13 protein-coding genes, 1 tRNA gene and 1 pseudogene are annotated in these 15,247 nt (G+C 65.2%); 10 read left to right on the top strand and 5 right to left on the bottom strand.

From position 1 onward, the window contains the following. A partial coding sequence (locus H1B27_RS26595) for a transposase (RefSeq protein WP_197965649.1) occupies window positions 1-285 on the top strand: 285 nt, incomplete at its 5' end. Window positions 286-369: 84 nt separating this feature from the next. On the opposite strand, the gene H1B27_RS41255 is transcribed toward H1B27_RS26595, so the two are convergent. The 3 genes and pseudogenes from H1B27_RS41255 to H1B27_RS26580 all read right to left on the bottom strand — a co-directional run bounded on the left by H1B27_RS41255 (window position 370) and on the right by H1B27_RS26580 (window position 1,360). Further along, a complete protein-coding gene (locus tag H1B27_RS41255) occupies window positions 370-666 on the bottom strand; it encodes a hypothetical protein (RefSeq protein ID WP_376709000.1) in 297 nt (98 codons plus the stop codon). Window positions 667-958: 292 nt separating this feature from the next. Further along, window positions 959-1,126, bottom strand: a pseudogene (locus H1B27_RS41395) (IS256 family transposase); the annotation flags it as partial. A gap of 159 nt (window positions 1,127-1,285) precedes the next feature. Continuing rightward, a tRNA-Gln gene (locus H1B27_RS26580) sits at window positions 1,286-1,360 on the bottom strand. Window positions 1,361-1,614: 254 nt separating this feature from the next. Here H1B27_RS26580 and H1B27_RS26575 point away from each other — a divergent pair. Then, complete coding sequence (locus tag H1B27_RS26575; RefSeq protein WP_197968086.1) at window positions 1,615-3,393, top strand: acyl-CoA dehydrogenase family protein; 1,779 nt, start codon at window positions 1,615-1,617, stop codon at window positions 3,391-3,393. A 74-nt stretch (window positions 3,394-3,467) separates the two neighbouring features. On the opposite strand, the gene H1B27_RS26570 is transcribed toward H1B27_RS26575, so the two are convergent. Continuing rightward, entirely contained in the window at window positions 3,468-4,694 is a 1,227-nt protein-coding gene (locus H1B27_RS26570; RefSeq protein ID WP_197968085.1) for an MFS transporter, read from the bottom strand. Between the two features lie 354 nt (window positions 4,695-5,048). On the opposite strand from H1B27_RS26570, the gene H1B27_RS26565 reads away from it, so the two are divergent. The 8 genes from H1B27_RS26565 (at window position 5,049) to H1B27_RS26530 (ending at window position 14,546) form a co-directional block, all read left to right on the top strand. Beyond that, complete coding sequence (locus tag H1B27_RS26565) at window positions 5,049-6,698, top strand: bifunctional metallophosphatase/5'-nucleotidase (RefSeq protein ID WP_197968084.1); 1,650 nt, start codon at window positions 5,049-5,051, stop codon at window positions 6,696-6,698. A gap of 122 nt (window positions 6,699-6,820) precedes the next feature. Next, the gene (locus H1B27_RS26560) at window positions 6,821-7,750 is read left to right on the top strand and encodes a histone deacetylase family protein (protein ID WP_061878385.1); all 930 of its coding nucleotides are present in this window, start codon (window positions 6,821-6,823) and stop codon (window positions 7,748-7,750) included. Between the two features lie 74 nt (window positions 7,751-7,824). Beyond that, the gene (locus H1B27_RS26555) at window positions 7,825-8,076 is read left to right on the top strand and encodes an exodeoxyribonuclease VII small subunit (RefSeq protein WP_008132970.1); all 252 of its coding nucleotides are present in this window, start codon (window positions 7,825-7,827) and stop codon (window positions 8,074-8,076) included. Window positions 8,077-8,691: 615 nt separating this feature from the next. Further along, window positions 8,692-10,620, top strand: coding sequence for a 1-deoxy-D-xylulose-5-phosphate synthase (gene dxs, locus H1B27_RS26550; RefSeq protein WP_061878697.1), 1,929 nt, complete (start codon window positions 8,692-8,694; stop codon window positions 10,618-10,620). A 185-nt stretch (window positions 10,621-10,805) separates the two neighbouring features. Next, window positions 10,806-11,360 carry a nucleoside 2-deoxyribosyltransferase gene (locus H1B27_RS26545; protein WP_197968083.1) on the top strand — a complete coding sequence of 185 codons (555 nt, stop codon included), beginning with the start codon at window positions 10,806-10,808 and terminating at the stop codon, window positions 11,358-11,360. A gap of 27 nt (window positions 11,361-11,387) precedes the next feature. After that, on the top strand, window positions 11,388-12,122 hold the full coding sequence (locus H1B27_RS26540; RefSeq protein WP_197968082.1) for a TlyA family RNA methyltransferase: 735 nt from the start codon (window positions 11,388-11,390) through the stop codon (window positions 12,120-12,122). Then, a complete protein-coding gene (locus H1B27_RS26535; RefSeq protein WP_197968081.1) occupies window positions 12,115-13,362 on the top strand; it encodes a class I SAM-dependent RNA methyltransferase in 1,248 nt (415 codons plus the stop codon). The genes H1B27_RS26540 and H1B27_RS26535 overlap by 8 nt, the downstream gene beginning before the upstream one ends. Window positions 13,363-13,466: 104 nt before the next feature. Continuing rightward, complete coding sequence (locus H1B27_RS26530; RefSeq protein WP_311976990.1) at window positions 13,467-14,546, top strand: Acg family FMN-binding oxidoreductase; 1,080 nt, start codon at window positions 13,467-13,469, stop codon at window positions 14,544-14,546. On the opposite strand, the gene H1B27_RS26525 is transcribed toward H1B27_RS26530, so the two are convergent. Further along, window positions 14,543-15,142, bottom strand: coding sequence for a hypothetical protein (locus tag H1B27_RS26525; RefSeq protein ID WP_197968080.1), 600 nt, complete (start codon window positions 15,140-15,142; stop codon window positions 14,543-14,545). The genes H1B27_RS26530 and H1B27_RS26525 overlap by 4 nt on opposite strands. Window positions 15,143-15,247: the final 105 nt, after the last annotated feature.

The raw sequence follows: 15,247 nt of genomic DNA, 5'->3' as shown, positions 1-15,247 counted from the left end.
CGAATCTTCATCTCTGGCCAGAAGCGCGGCGTCTTCGGTGTCATCAAGCGCGAGCTGCGCCGCCGTTCCGCCATCGAACCCATCATCGGACACCTGAAGACCGATGGCCACCTCGGCCGCTGCTACCTCAAAGGCCGCGCCGGCGATGCGGCCAACGTCATCCTCTCAGCCGTCGGCCACAACTTCCGCCGCATCCTCGCCTGGATCAGAGAACTCTTGTGCCTGTTCCTGATCCAGCTCTGGCGCACGCGCGCCTGTCCGGCCCCGCTCAATTCGGCTTCTTAACGGACGACTAGCTCATCGTTCGATTACCGAACGATTGTTCGTATATGTTGGATTTTTAAGCGTCCGATTTGCAATTGTCAAAGACTAGGCTTTGGCGACCTTGGAGGACGACAGATTGCACCTGCACCGTGCGACTCGCGCTGAGCGAGGCATCCGACAAGCAGAATCGTTCGGCCGGTGATCCACAGCTGCCCTCGCGCTTGGTGCGCGTTGCTCCTGACTTGTCCTCAGCAAAAATGCCGTCGCGCTGCCTTCGCGCCCGAACAGCAGATCATCATCGTCTTGTTCGTCGCCTGTTCCTCCTTGCTGAGAAACTGGGTCGCGATGGTCGGGTATGCCCTCCAGGACGCGCGTCTCGCAGGTGCCGCAGACGCCTTCCATGCAGGAAGAGCTCGCGGCGAGCAGCGGGCTGATGCCGATCCCGCCCGCAATCAGGATCGAATGATCCCCGTGCTCGACGAGCGCGAAGTTGTTGCGCGGACCGGACGCGGTGACCGTATCCCGCACGGATCTGGTCGTGAATGAAAGTGGAGCCGCCGCGACTTGCCGTATCCTTGTTGACCGCAACCGCGTAACGATGCCGCTCGCGCTGGTCGTTCAGCAGCGAGTAGGAGCGGATGAGGACGTTCGTCAGGTGCAGATCGATGTGAGCGCCAGGGTGGGAGCTCAGCACCGTCAGGCGCTCAGGGCTCTTCTTGCCATAGGCCGCGCCGGTCTGGCCTTCGACTTCCGGCTCCATCAGGCGCTGGGCAGCAAGGCCAATCATCTCGCGCAACAGATCGGCGCCAGGAGTCTTCTCCACGAACGTGAACGTGCGAAGCTTCATCATCTCATCGGTCAGCGGTGGTTCCTCGAATCAGGTTGGTGTCAGCAACCCGACCCTACCGGCGAACTGCCGGCGACCACCGCAAAGCCGCCCGCCCGCTACGGCGCTGTTGAAGGCGCATGTCCGGGCGGCTTTGCTCTACCGAGCTACACCACCTCCGGGGACGCGACTGCTTGGCTGGGGCGGGAGGGATCGAACCTCCGAATGGCGGAATCAAAATCCGCTGCCTTACCGCTTGGCTACGCCCCACCAGGCGACTGACGGAATGGCGGAAGATCGGGCTACCGCGAATTCTCTCCAGTCGCAGCCGGTCTATAGGGAGCGGGGCAGCATTTCAACCGTCTGGAGGGGCAAAATACCGCAGCCCGGGATCGGCCGCGCTTGATGCTCTATGACCCGCATCGGCTCCGTTTCCGGCCGGCCTCTGCCCACCTCTCGACCATTGAGACTGCCTCCGTTTCGTGAGAATACGGCGTCAATATTTGTCCCCCCGGGAGTGAGCCATGACCTACCGCGCGCCGATTTCTGACATGCTGCTGTCGCTCAACCATGGCGCGGGCCTCAAGGCCGCCGTGGAGGCCGGCCATTATGGCGATTTCGATGCCGATCTCGCGGCCGCCGTGCTGGAGGAAGCCGGCAAGTTCGCATCCGACGTGCTGGCGCCGCTCAACAAGATCGGCGACGAACACGGCATCAAGCTCAGCGACGGCAAGGTCACGACCGCACCCGGCTGGCCGGACGCCTACAAGCGCTGGACCGAGGGCGGCTGGAACGCTGTGTCCGGCCCGGAAGATTTTGGCGGCCAGGGCCTGCCGCTCGCGATCAACGCCGCCTGCACGGAGATCTGGAGCGCCGCCAACGTCGCCTTCGGCCTCTGCCCGCTGCTGACAGCCTCGGCGATCGAGGCGCTGGACGCGCATGGCAGCGCCGAGTTGAAGAAGATCTATCTCGAAAAGCTCGTCTCCGGCGAATGGACCGGCACGATGCAGCTGACCGAGCCGCAGGCCGGCTCCGACGTCGGCGCGCTGCGCACCCGCGCCGAAAGGCAGGCCGACGGCACCTATCGCATCAAGGGGACCAAGATCTTCATCACCTATGGCGAGCACGACATGACCGACAACATCGTGCATTTCGTGCTGGCGCGTCTGCCGGATGCGCCCGCCGGCACCAAGGGCATCTCGCTCTTTCTCGTCCCCAAGTTCATGGTGAATGCGGACGGCTCGCTGGGTCAGCGCAACGACATCTACGCCTCCGGCGTCGAGCACAAGCTCGGCATGCACGCCTCCCCGACCTGCACCATGACCATGGGCGATCATGGCGGCGCGATCGGCTTTCTCATCGGCGAAGAGAACCAGGGCATGCGCTGCATGTTCACGATGATGAACCAGGCCCGCCTCGGCGTCGGCCTGGAGGGCGTCGGCGTTGCCGACCGCGCCTACCAGCAGGCCTTGTCGTATGCGCAGGAGCGCAAGCAGGGCCGCGCGGTCGGCAAGAAGGGCGAAGGCTCCGATGCGATCTTCGTGCATCCCGATGTCAAGCGCATGCTGATGCGGATGCGGGCACAGACCGCGGCCGCGCGCACCATCTGCTATGCGACCGCCGTCGCGATCGACGTCTCGACGCGCGCCAAGGACCCGAAGGTGCGCACTGAAGCGGCCGCACGCGCGGCGCTGCTCACGCCGATGGCCAAGGCCTATTCCACCGACATCGGCAACGAGGTCGCCTATCTCGGTGTGCAGGTGCATGGCGGCATGGGCTTCATCGAGGAGACCGGCGCGGCTCAGCACTACCGCGATGCCCGCATCACCGCGATCTACGAGGGCACCAACGGCATCCAGGCGATCGATCTCGTCACGCGCAAGCTCGCAGCCAATGGCGGCGCGTCGGTGTGGGCGCTGCTCGACGAGCTCGCAGCGACCATCAGCCAGGTCGAAGCCTCCAACGATCCCGGCTTCGGCACCACGGGTGCAAAGCTGCGCGAGGCGCTCGACGCCTTGAGGCGCACCAGCAAATGGCTCCTGGAGCGCGTTGCCTCCGCACCGAACGACGCGCTCGCCGGCGCGACGCCCTATTTGCAGCAGTTCGGCGCCACGCTCGGCGGCTGCCTGCTCGCCTCCGAGGCGCTCGCCGCCAAGGCCGACGGCAACGCGGACGCTGCGCGCTACGTCGCGCTGGCGCGCTTCTTTGCCGAGAACATCACGGTGCAGGCGGGAGCGCTCGAGCGCACGGTGACAGCAAGCGCAGAGTCGGTCGCGGCGGCGGATGCGGTGCTGCTGGGGTAAGTCGGATCGGCTCGCCACGACCTCGAATACCTTGCGCGAGCCTTCCCCTTAGTCTGGCCTTGGCTTGCGGAGATTCAGGCTGCGCTCTTTCCCGGCCGCCACAGCACGATGCCCGTCGCGATGAGATCGAGCACGACGCACAGCGCGAACGCCGTGGTGTAATTGCCCGTCAAGCTCCGCACGACGCCAACGATGCCCGGGCCAAAGGCGCTGACGATGCCGCTGATCGATGTGCCCAACCCCATCGCGGCGGCGAAGGCGGTAGAGCCGATCTCGCGCTGGATGATCAAGGGCGGGAACGTGATCATGTTGCCGATCGAGAAGCCGTAGACGGCGCAGCAGGCCAGCAGTACGGTCGGATTCGTGCTTTGGAGAAGCACGAACAACGCCGCCGCCTGGCTCGTCATCGACGCAGCGCAGGCGAGACGCGGATCGAGCCGGTCGACGAACAGGCCAAGCGACAGGCGCCCGACCACCGCCATCGCCGCCATGATGGTGACCGCGAGCCCTGCCGCGGAGCGGCCGATCAGCGGTTCGAGAAACGTCACCTGGTGGATGATGAAGCCCATCTGCGCCAGCAGCGCCATCGCGATCGGAAGCACCATGGTCCAGAACGCCGCGTTGGCGAGCAGCGCCTTGCGGGAATGGCCTCGCGCGGCCGCGCCGGCAGCGGTCCGGCCTCCGTCCGATGCCGGTGACATCCGGGCCGGCCAGCCGATGAAGGTCACGACCACCGGCAACAGCAGCACCATCATCGCGAGCGTGGCCGCCAACATGGCGGAACGGAAGCCGATGCTGCCGGTCAGCGACAGCAGCAGCGGGACGAGGATGATGCCGCCGCAGGTCGCGCCGTTGAAGGCAAGGCTGAGCGCGAGCCCGCGGCGTCGCTCGAACCAGGAATTGAGCACGGTCGCGATCACCACGGTCCCCATGCCGGTCCAGCCGACCGACATCAGCGCATAGGCGAGATAGAGCTGCCAAGGCGTCTGCATCAACGCCAGCAGCACGGTCGAAGCGCCGAGCGCCGTCAGGCCGCTCAGGATCAGCGAGCGCAGCCCGATGCGCTCGAGCAGATCGTCGGTGAAGATGACGAGGACGGAGCTCAGGAGAAAGGAGAAGGTACTTGCCGCGGAGACCAGCGTGCCCGGCCAGCCGTGGGCGCGCTGAAGCTCGGCAAGATAGACACCTTGGCCGTAGAGACCGAAGCCGAACATGAAGAAGGCCATCAGGAAGCAGGCCAGCACGACACGCCAGCCACGATAGTGCAGCGAGGATTCGTCAATCCGGGTTGCGGCAATCATCAATCGGGCGGTCGGCCATGGAACGGCACGAGATCATGCACCACAACCAAAGGTTATTCAAATGAAACGTTGTAGCTAATTGTTGCGACACGTGACGGCAGCGGGTACCATGCATGAGAATTGTGGGACGCCCGCGTCGAAAAGGTTGAGCGGCGCATTGGCACGCCTGCGAGATGATGTGGGCTGATGCTTCGCAAAGACCCGCGAGCGTCGCGGCGCACGATATCCGCGGCATGATCATCCCCGGCGGCTCCGGCGTCTGCACGGCCGACATCAAGGATTTCATACGTGTCGACACGCGTGTTCACGACAAAGCATCGTGAAATCTTCGCGCGCGGCGTCTAGTCTTGTCCCATGCGATACGTCTTTCTGATCCTGACCATCCTCGCCGCCGTCCCTGCTTCGGCGCAGCCCGCCGCTCCGGTCGAGCTGCGCGTGCTCGCGATCAACGATTTCCACGGCAATCTGCGCCCGCCACCGGGCGGCATCCGCATCAATGACCCTGAGGACAAGACCAAGAAGGTAATGGTGGCGGCCGGCGGCGCCGAGTACATGGCGACGCTGGTGAAGCAGCTGCGCGAGGGGCGCAACAACACCATCTTCGTCGCCGCCGGCGATCTGATCGGCGCAAGCCCCTTCCTGTCGGCGATGTTCCACGACGAGCCCTCGATCGAGTCGCTCTCGATGATGGGCCTTGCGATCAGCTCGGTCGGCAATCACGAATTCGATGAGGGCAAGACCGAGCTCCTGCGCATGCAGAACGGCGGCTGCCATCCGGTCGACGGCTGCCAGGGACCGCATTCCTTCACAGGCGCCAAGTTCCGTTACCTCGCGGCGTCCACGGTCGAGACCGCAACCGGCAAGAGCGTGCTGCCGCCCTACGAGATCCGGGAATTCGACGGCATCCCCGTCGCCTTCATCGGGCTGACCTTGAAGGAGACCGCGGGCATCGTCTCGCCAGCGGGCATTGCCGGGCTCGAATTCCGCGACGAGGCCGAGACGGTGAACGCGCTGGTGCCGCAGCTGAAAGCGCGCGGCGTCGAAGCGATCGTGGTGTTGATCCACCAGGGCGGCGAGCCCGCCGGCGACTACAACGAATGCCCTGCCATCGCGGGGCCGATCGTCGACATCGTCAAGAAATTCGATCGTGCCGTCGACGTCGTCGTCAGCGGCCACACCCACCGCGCCTATGTCTGCGATATCGACGGGCGGCTCGTCACCAGCGGCGACAAATACGGCACGCTGGTCACCGCGATCGACCTCAAGCTCGATCCCGCAACGCGCGACATCGTCAGTGCCGAAGCCGAAAATGTGATCGTCGCCAACGCTTCGCTGGCCAAGGATCCCGAGCAGACCGCATTGATCGACGCCTACGACAAGCTCTCCGCGCCGATCGCCAATCGGCCGGCCGGTTCGGTGACGCAGACGCTGTCGCGCGTGCCGAACGAGGCCGGCGAGAGCGCGCTTGGCGATATCATTGCCGACGCGCAATTGCTCGCAACCCGCGACGCGAAAGATGGCAGCGCTGTCATCGCGCTCACCAATCCCGGCGGCATCCGCACCGACATCGTTCCGAAGGAGAATGGCGCGATCACGTTCGGCGATGTCTTCGCCAGCCAGCCGTTCCGCAACCGCCTCGTCACCATGACGCTGACGGGCAGCCAGCTCAAGGACTTGCTCGAGCAGCAATGGCTGGACCCGAAGCGGCCACGGATTCTCCAGGTGTCGAACGGGTTCAGCTATACTTGGGACGCATCGAAGCCATTCGGCGAGCGCGTCGGCCTCGAGAAGATCACGCTCAACGGCAGGCCGGTCGAACCTGGAAGCGGCTACCGCGTCACGCTCAACGATTACCTCGCCGTCGGCGGGGACGGGTTTACCGTCGCCAAACAGGGCACGGCGCCGCAATATGGCGGCTACGATGCGGACGCGCTGTTCGCGTTCTTCCGGGCACACGGCCCGATCGGTCCGCTGCCGCCGATCCGCATCCTGCGCGTGAATTGATCCGGATCAAACCGCCGGCGCTTTGCCATTCCCGGCCAAGCGCTTAGATTGGGTTTTGCATTGCGTTTTGGCGCTGGATGCGCCAACGACGTCAAAAGTCCGCATCCCATGAGGCCGACCTGATGAGCACGCTTCTCCTTTCCCACAAGGCCTGCCTCGACCATGTCACGCCGCCGGGACACCCTGAGAGGCCGGATCGTCTGCGCGCGGTGGAAGAAGCGCTGTCGCATGAGCGTTTCCAGTTCCTGGTGCGCGAGGAGGCGCCGGAGGGCGATCTCGATCTCGTCACGCTGTGCCACAACGAGCATTACGTCACCGAGCTGCGCCACATCGCCCCGTCCAGCGGACAGATCTATATCGACGGCGATACCTCGATGTCACCGGGCACGTGGGAAGCCGTGATGCGCGGCGTCGGCGGCGCAGTCGCGGCGACCGAGGCGGTGATGGCGGGCGAGCACCGCAACGCATTCGTCGCGATCCGCCCACCCGGTCATCACGCCGAGATTGGCAAGCCGATGGGCTTCTGCTTCTTCGACAACGTCGCCATCGCGGCGCGCCACGCGCAGCGCAAATACGGCATCAAGCGCGCGGCCATCGTCGACTTCGACGTGCATCACGGTAACGGCACGCAGGACATCTTCTGGTCGGACCCGACCGTGATGTACTGCTCGACGCACCAGATGCCGCTATTTCCAGGCACCGGCGCCAAGAGCGAGCGCGGCGATCACGACACTATCGTCAACGCGCCTCTCGCTTCCGAAGACGGCGGGCCGGAATTCCGCTCCGCGTTCGAGAACCTGATCCTGCCGCAGCTCGAAAAATTCAGCCCCGAGCTGGTGGTCATCTCCGCCGGCTTCGACGCGCATTACCGCGACCCGCTGGCCTCGCTGAACCTGCGCGCCGAGGATTATGCCTGGGTGACGCGCAAGCTGATGGACCTCGCCGACAGGACCGCAGGCGGCCGCGTTGTCTCGGTGCTCGAGGGCGGCTATGACCTGCAAGGACTGAAAGAATCTGTTACGGCGCATGTCGGCGCCTTGATGGGCGCCTGACGACGCCCGCCACATTAAGCCCGCAAAACCAGCCTTCACTGTAAGGCAAGCGAATCGGGCAATCGGAAACGGATATGGCCGAAAATACTCAAGTCGACGTCTCCCGGCTCACCTTCGAGCGCGCGATCGAGGAACTCGAAACGATCGTGAAGCGGCTCGAAGACGGCAAGGTCCCGCTCGAAGAATCCGTGACGATCTATGAACGCGGCGAGGCCCTGAAGAGGCGCTGCGAAGAGTTGCTGCGTCAGGCCGAGGCGCGCGTCGACAAGATCACCACCGATGCCAGCGGCCAGGCCACCGGCACTGCGCCGCTCGACGTCCAGTAAGTCCGCGGGGAACTTTCCCGGCTCGGTCGCCTGAGGACCGGCGCCCCGCAAAATGTCTTCGCGGGGCGTGGTTCCTGTGTCGCTTTCATGATCGCACGGCTGTTTCCACCGAACTCCGCAGTTTCGGGCGGGTGGGCCAATACCAAACCCGTTCGAGATTCGGCCGCTGAGGGCAAAAAGGCTCTCATTCAGGCAAAAAAGCATGCCGCGGAACCGAGCAAGGCCGGAACCCCTCATCCCGGGCCAAGGTTAACCAATCCGGCCCGCAAGTTGCACCTGCATACCACTCATCGGTGCGGCGGGTTGGCTTTGGCCCAAGCTTTGGTGTAAAGCTGCGCGGAGTGTGGCTTTTTGCAAGCCTTGCGTGGGCACCGATTGCCGACGACAAGCGCTTCAAACTGCTAATGAAATTGGCTTGGGACGGACGAAGCCGATCTGAGTGACAGGGATCACAGAGACTGAACCGGAGCGCACTTAAGCTTACCTAAGCTTGAAGACGGGGGCCTTGCCCCATGCAGGTGGCTCCGACGGTTTGAGGACTCGCGCTGCGCCGATATTGTGCAAACCCATCGCGCACCGGAATGACCTTCGGGCGCTGACAAATTGGAAATCGCCGTGAACGCATACAGTAAGACGCCGCTTCTCGACACCATCCGGACGCCGGAAGACCTGCGCAAGCTCAAGGTCGAGCAGGTTCGCCAGGTCGCCGACGAGCTGCGGCAGGAGACCATCGATGCCGTCTCGGTGACCGGCGGTCATTTCGGCGCGGGCCTCGGCGTGGTCGAGCTCACCACCGCGATCCATTACGTCTTCGACACGCCGCGCGACCGGCTGATCTGGGACGTCGGCCACCAGGCCTATCCGCACAAGATCCTCACCGGCCGGCGCGACCGCATCCGCACGCTGCGCACCGGCGGCGGCCTGTCCGGCTTCACCAAGCGCAGCGAAAGCGACTACGATCCGTTCGGCGCGGCGCATTCCTCGACCTCGATCTCCGCCGGCCTCGGCATGGCCGTGGCGCGCGACCTCTCCGGCGGCACCAACAACGTTATCGCCGTGATTGGTGACGGCGCGATGTCGGCCGGCATGGCTTATGAGGCCATGAACAATGCGGGTGCGATGAACTCGCGCCTGATCGTCATCCTCAACGACAACGACATGTCGATCGCCCCGCCGGTCGGCGCCATGAGCGCCTATCTGTCGCGGCTCTATTCCGGCAAGACCTATCGCACGCTGCGCGATGCGGCCAAGCAGATCAACAAGCGTCTGCCCAAGATCCTCGCCAACCGCGCCAACCGCGTCGAGGAATATTCCCGCGGCTTCATGATGGACGGCGGCACGCTGTTCGAGGAGCTCGGCTTCTATTATGTCGGCCCGATCGACGGCCACAACCTCGACCATCTTCTGCCGGTGCTCAAGAACGTCCGCGACATGGAAGAAGGCCCGATCCTGGTCCACGTCGTGACGCAGAAGGGCAAGGGCTACGGCCCGGCGGAAGCTTCCGCCGACAAGTACCACGCCGTCGTGAAGTTCGACGTCGCGACCGGCACCCAGGCCAAGGCCAAGCCGAATGCGCCGGCCTACCAGAACGTGTTCGGCCAGAGCCTCGTCAAGGAAGCGCAGAAGGACGACAAGATCGTCGCCATCACCGCGGCGATGCCGTCGGGCACCGGCGTCGACATCTTCAACAAGGCCTTCCCCGACCGCACCTTCGACGTCGGCATTGCCGAGCAGCACGCGGTGACCTTTGCCGCCGGCCTTGCGACCGAAGGCTACAAGCCGTTCTGCGCGATCTACTCGACCTTCCTGCAGCGCGGCTACGACCAGATCGTGCACGACGTCGCGATCCAGAGCCTGCCCGTCCGCTTCGCGATCGACCGCGCCGGCCTCGTCGGCGCCGACGGTGCGACCCATGCCGGCTCGTTCGACAACGCCTATCTCGGCTGCCTGCCCAACATGGTGATCATGGCCGCGGCGGATGAGGCCGAGCTCGTGCACATGGTGGCGACTCAGGTCGCGATCGACGACCGTCCGAGCTCGCTGCGCTATCCGCGCGGCGAAGGCCGCGGCGTCGAGATGCCCGACGTCGGCGTTCCGCTCGAGATCGGCAAGGGCCGCGTGATCCGTCAGGGCAGCAAGATCGCCCTGCTCTCCTTCGGCACGCGCCTCGCCGAATGCGAGAAGGCCGCCGACGAGCTTGCCGCCCACGGCCTCTCGACCACGATCGCAGATGCTCGCTTCATGAAGCCGCTGGATACCGAGCTGGTGCTCAAGCTCGCGCGCGACCATGAGATCCTGATCACGATCGAAGAAGGCTCGGTCGGCGGCTTCGGCTCGCATGTCGCGCAGTTCCTGACCGACCAGGGCGCGCTCGACACCGGCATGATCAAGTTCCGCACGATGGTGCTGCCCGACGTGTTCCAGGATCACGACACCCCGGCCGCGATGTACGCCCGCGCCGGCCTCGACGCCAAGGGTATTGTTGCCAAAGTGTTCGAAGCGCTCGGCAAGGACGTGAAGACCGAGACGGTCAAGCTGGCTTGAGCTGGTTCACCTCTCTCGCTTGCTTGCGGGAGAGGTCGACGCGAAGCGTCGGGTGAGGGCTTTCGCCTCTTGGGGGTTCTCGCTTGCGGAGACACCCTCTCCCCAACTCTCCCCCGCAGGCGGGGGAGAGAGCAGACTGCAGGCTGCTGCTTGCACCTCGACCCAAATTTTCCGGTACTCACGCCATGAATATCTATCTGGCAGGCCCCGACGTATTCCTGTCGGATGCCGTCGAGATCGGTCGGCAGAAGGTTGCGATCTGTGCCGCTCATGGCCTCACCGGGCTCTACCCCCTCGACAACGCGATCGACCTCACCGCGCGCGATGCCTCGCGGCAGATTTTCTGTGGCAACGAGGCGATGATGGACGCGGCCGATGCCATCATCGCCAATCTCACGCCGTTCCGCGGCGCCGGCGCCGATCCCGGCACCGTCTATGAGCTTGGCTACATGGCCGGGCGCGGCAAGTTTTGTCTCGCCTATTCCAACGATGGCGCCGCCTATGCCGACCGCGTCTCGCGCTTCATGGAGGTCACCTCCGAAGAGGGACGGCTGGTCGATGCACAGGGGCTGATAGTCGAGGACTTTGGCCTCGTCGACAACCTCATGATGATCCATGCGCTGGAGCTGCGCGGCTGCCCGCTGGTAACACCGGCCAAGATGCCAATCGACGTCTGGCACGACCTCGCCGCGTTCGAGGCTTGCGTCCGGATGGCGGCCGCGCGATTGATCGCTACATAAGCTCTTCAGTCGTCCTTCGGAGTTTCGATGCCCCCTCCCCGCAAGCGCGCGGATGTCCTGCTGGTCGAGCGCGGCCTGTTCGAGAGCCGGGCTCGGGCGCGCGCGGCGATCGAGGCCGGCCTCGTCACGGCCGACGACAAGCAGGTTTCAAAGCCGTCGGAGACGATCTCCGAGGACGCGATGATCCAGGCCGAGCCGGCATATCCCTACGTCTCCCGCGGCGGTGTCAAGCTCGCCGGGGCGCTGGAGCGCTACCCGATCGAAATCGAGGACCATGTCTGCCTCGACGTCGGCGCCTCCACCGGCGGCTTCACCGAGGTACTGCTGGCGAACGGTGCGAGCCTGGTGTTCGCGATCGATGTCGGCAGCAGCCAGCTGCATCCCTCGCTGCGCGATCATCCCAGGATCGTGTCGATGGAAGAGACCGATATCCGCAGCTATGAGGGCAAGCGCCTGCCGGCGCGGCCCGATGTCGTCGTGATCGACGTCAGCTTCATCTCGCTCAAGACGGTGCTGCCGGTGGCGCTGTCGCTGGCGGCCGCGCCGATGAGCCTGCTGGCGCTGATCAAGCCGCAATTCGAGGCGGACCGGAAGCACAACAAGAAAGGGATCGTCCGCGACGCCGCCGTGCACCAGGAGGTCTGCGCCGATATCGCGGCCTTCGCCGCTTCGCTCGGCTGCACCAACATCGAGATATTCCCCTCGCCGATCACCGGCGGCGACGGCAACATCGAATTCTTCCTGGGCGCGCGCCGTGGTTGAGCGCATCAAGATCGATCATGTCGGCCATCGCGGCGACGGCGTCTGCCTCGACGCCGGCGAAGCCATCTATGTGCCCTATACGCTCGGCGGCGAAACCGTCGAGGTCGATCACGTCTTGGGCCACCATCCCGACCGCCGCAAGCTGCTCGCGGTGGAGGTCGCAAGCCCTGAACGCATCGAGCCGTTCTGCCCGCATTTCGGCGTCTGCGGCGGCTGCGCCATCCAGCATTGGGCGACTGAGCCGTATCGCGCCTGGAAACGCAACATCGTGGTGGAAACGCTGGCGCAGGCCGGCATTGATTGCGAGGTGGCGCCGCTGGTCGACGCCCATGGCGCGGGCCGCCGCCGTATCACCCTGCACGGCCGGTTCGGCACGCATGACATCCTCAAGGTCGGGTTCTCCGCCACGAGCTCGCACGACGTCATCCCGATCCATCGCTGCCCCATCCTCGATCCCGGACTCGACGGCGCACTCGACGCGGCCTGGGCGCTGGCCGAGCCGCTGACGTCCAGGATGCCGGTGACGAAGCCGCTCGACATCCAGGTCACGGCCACCGCCAACGGCCTCGATGTCGACGTGCGCGGCTCCGGCCCGCTGCCGACCCCGCTGGTGACGGCGCTGTCGCGTGTCGCCGAGCAGCATCGCCTGGCGCGACTGACGCGGCACGGCGAATTGGTGCTGCAGCGCCTGCCGCCGACGGTGAAGATGGGCCGCGCGGAGGTGACGCTGCCGCCGGGCTCGTTCCTGCAGGCGACGTTGGCGGGCGAAGAGGCGCTCGCCGCACTGGTCGCCGAGCGCGTCGGCAAGGCCAAGGAGGTCGCCGATCTCTTCTGCGGCGTCGGCCCGTTCGCCCTGCGGCTTGCCGAGAAGGCCCGCGTCACGGCCTATGACAGCGACGCCGGCGCCGTCGCGGCCCTCGCGAAGGCCGCGCGCACACCGGGCCTGAAGCCGATCAAGGCCGACCCGCGCGATCTGTTCCGCCGCCCGCTGGTGCCGCCGGAGCTGCGCGACTTCGACGCGGTGGTGTTCGACCCGCCGCGCCAAGGCGCGCAGGCGCAGGCACTGAAGCTCGCCGCAAGCAAGGTGCCCGTCGTGATCGCAGTGTCCTGCAACGCCGCGACCTTCGCCCGCGACGCGCGGCTGCTGGTCGACGGCGGCTACCGGCTGGAGGCGGTGGTGCCGGTCGATCAGTTCCGCCACACGCCGCATGTCGAGCTGGTGGCGCGGTTTGCGCGATAGGCTGCGAAATCCCCATCGAGCCGACAACCTTGATACCGGTCAATCGCTCTGCCCTCCGCTGCCGCTAAAAGCGTTCCGTGCCGTGAGACGCGGAGCGGACGTTCGTGCTCGACCGACGACAATTCATCGCGACTTCGCTGGGGCTGTCCGCGGCGGCCATCACCAGCCCCTCTGCCGCAGCGGCGGCGAACACCTATGACGAGACGGTAAAGTCGTCACGGGCTCCGCTGCAAGCCGTGCCGCGGGATCGCGAACTCGTGCGCTTTGCCACCCTCGCAGCCAACAGCCACAACACCCAGCCGTGGATCTTCTCGGTCCGCAGCAACGTCATCGCGATTGCGCCTGACTTCAAGCGCCGCTGTCCCGCCGTCGATCCGGACGATCATCATCTCTTCGTCAGTCTCGGCTGTGCCGCCGAAAATCTCATCCTCGCCGCGTCCACGCTGGGCTGGCACGCCGATGCCGCCGTCGACGGCAACCGCATCGTGATCACGCTCGAGGAGGCCCCGCAGAGCACATCGGCACTGGCGGCCGCGATTCCGATCAGGCAATGCACCCGCGCAGCGTTCGACGGCAGGCCGGCCGCACCCGAGACATTGCGTCGGCTCGAGGAGGCCTGTCGCGAATCGAACGTCGCTGCGATCCTGATGACCGAACGCACCGCGATCGCCGGGGTCACCGACTACGTGCTCGAAGGCAACTCGGCGCAGATGCGCGACAAGGCCTTCATGCGCGAGCTCGTCAGCTGGATTCGCTTCAACGAGGCGGAGGCACTCGCAACCATGGACGGGCTGTTCTCGCCCGCGTCCGGAAACCCCTCGCTGCCCTCGTGGGTGGCGCGGCCGCTTCTCAAGCTCTTCTTCACCGAGAGCGGGGAGAATAAGAAATACCGCGAAGAACTCGACAGCTCTGCGGGCGTCGTCGTGCTCGCTGCCGATCGCAGCGACAAGTCGCACTGGATCGCGGTCGGACGCGCCTGCCAGCGCTTCGGATTGCAGGCGACCGCGCTCGGACTCAAATATTCCTTCATCAACCAGCCGGTCGAGGTGGCGGCGCTGAGGCAGCAATTCGGGGCCTCACTCGGCCTCGGCGAACGGCATCCCGATATCGTGATGCGTTTCGGAACCGGTCCAGACCTGCCGAAATCGCTGCGGCGTCCGCCGGAGCTGGTGATCCAATCCTAGCGCCGAAGGCCGCCCAGCGCAGGAGACTCGCCGGGCAGCATCGACGAGTTGATGTCACTGTCCATGAGTCCCGATTGCTGCTGGATGAACCCGGCCCCGAACGACAGGCTGAGGTTGGAGGTCGGCTTGAATTCGACACCCGCAAACCCGCCATAGCCGGGCGCAGCGCTGGAGGTGAGCGGCGCCAGCGAGCTGCCGATGCCGTTGCCGAACTTCAGCGTATCGAAACCGGCAAAGAACGTGACGGGCATGCCACCCGCAGTCTTCATGTTATAGCCGAACTGCGTGCTGTCATAAGAGAGCGCGCTGAAATTGCCGATCGCGCCCGCCTGACTGAAGCCGCTCAAACCAAGATTGCCGCGTTGGCTGCCGACGAAGAAACCGTTCGCAGAGCTGGCGCGCCAATCGGCATCGCCGGCATTGAAGCTCGCGAAGTTGCCGTAGCTGTCCGAGCTCTGGCCGGCACTGCCGCCGAGGCCGAAAGGTCCGCCGGGAATCCAATATCTCAGCGGCGCGACTTGCGCATGAACCGGCTCTCCGCCGAGGCAGAGCGCTGCGAGAGCTGCAAGAGCACATGAAAGTGCAGGCTTGAACATTCAGACTACCGTCGACAATTTCGCAAACTATACTCCGCGAACATCATCAATGCCAGCGGAGCGACCGCGTCGGTGTCACGGCTGCAGGTCCCCAGGGAACTGCAC

The organism is Bradyrhizobium diversitatis (genome assembly GCF_016031635.1).
GTDB classification, from domain to species: domain Bacteria; phylum Pseudomonadota; class Alphaproteobacteria; order Rhizobiales; family Xanthobacteraceae; genus Bradyrhizobium; species Bradyrhizobium diversitatis.
This window is presented reverse-complemented; position numbering and strand designations above follow the sequence as displayed.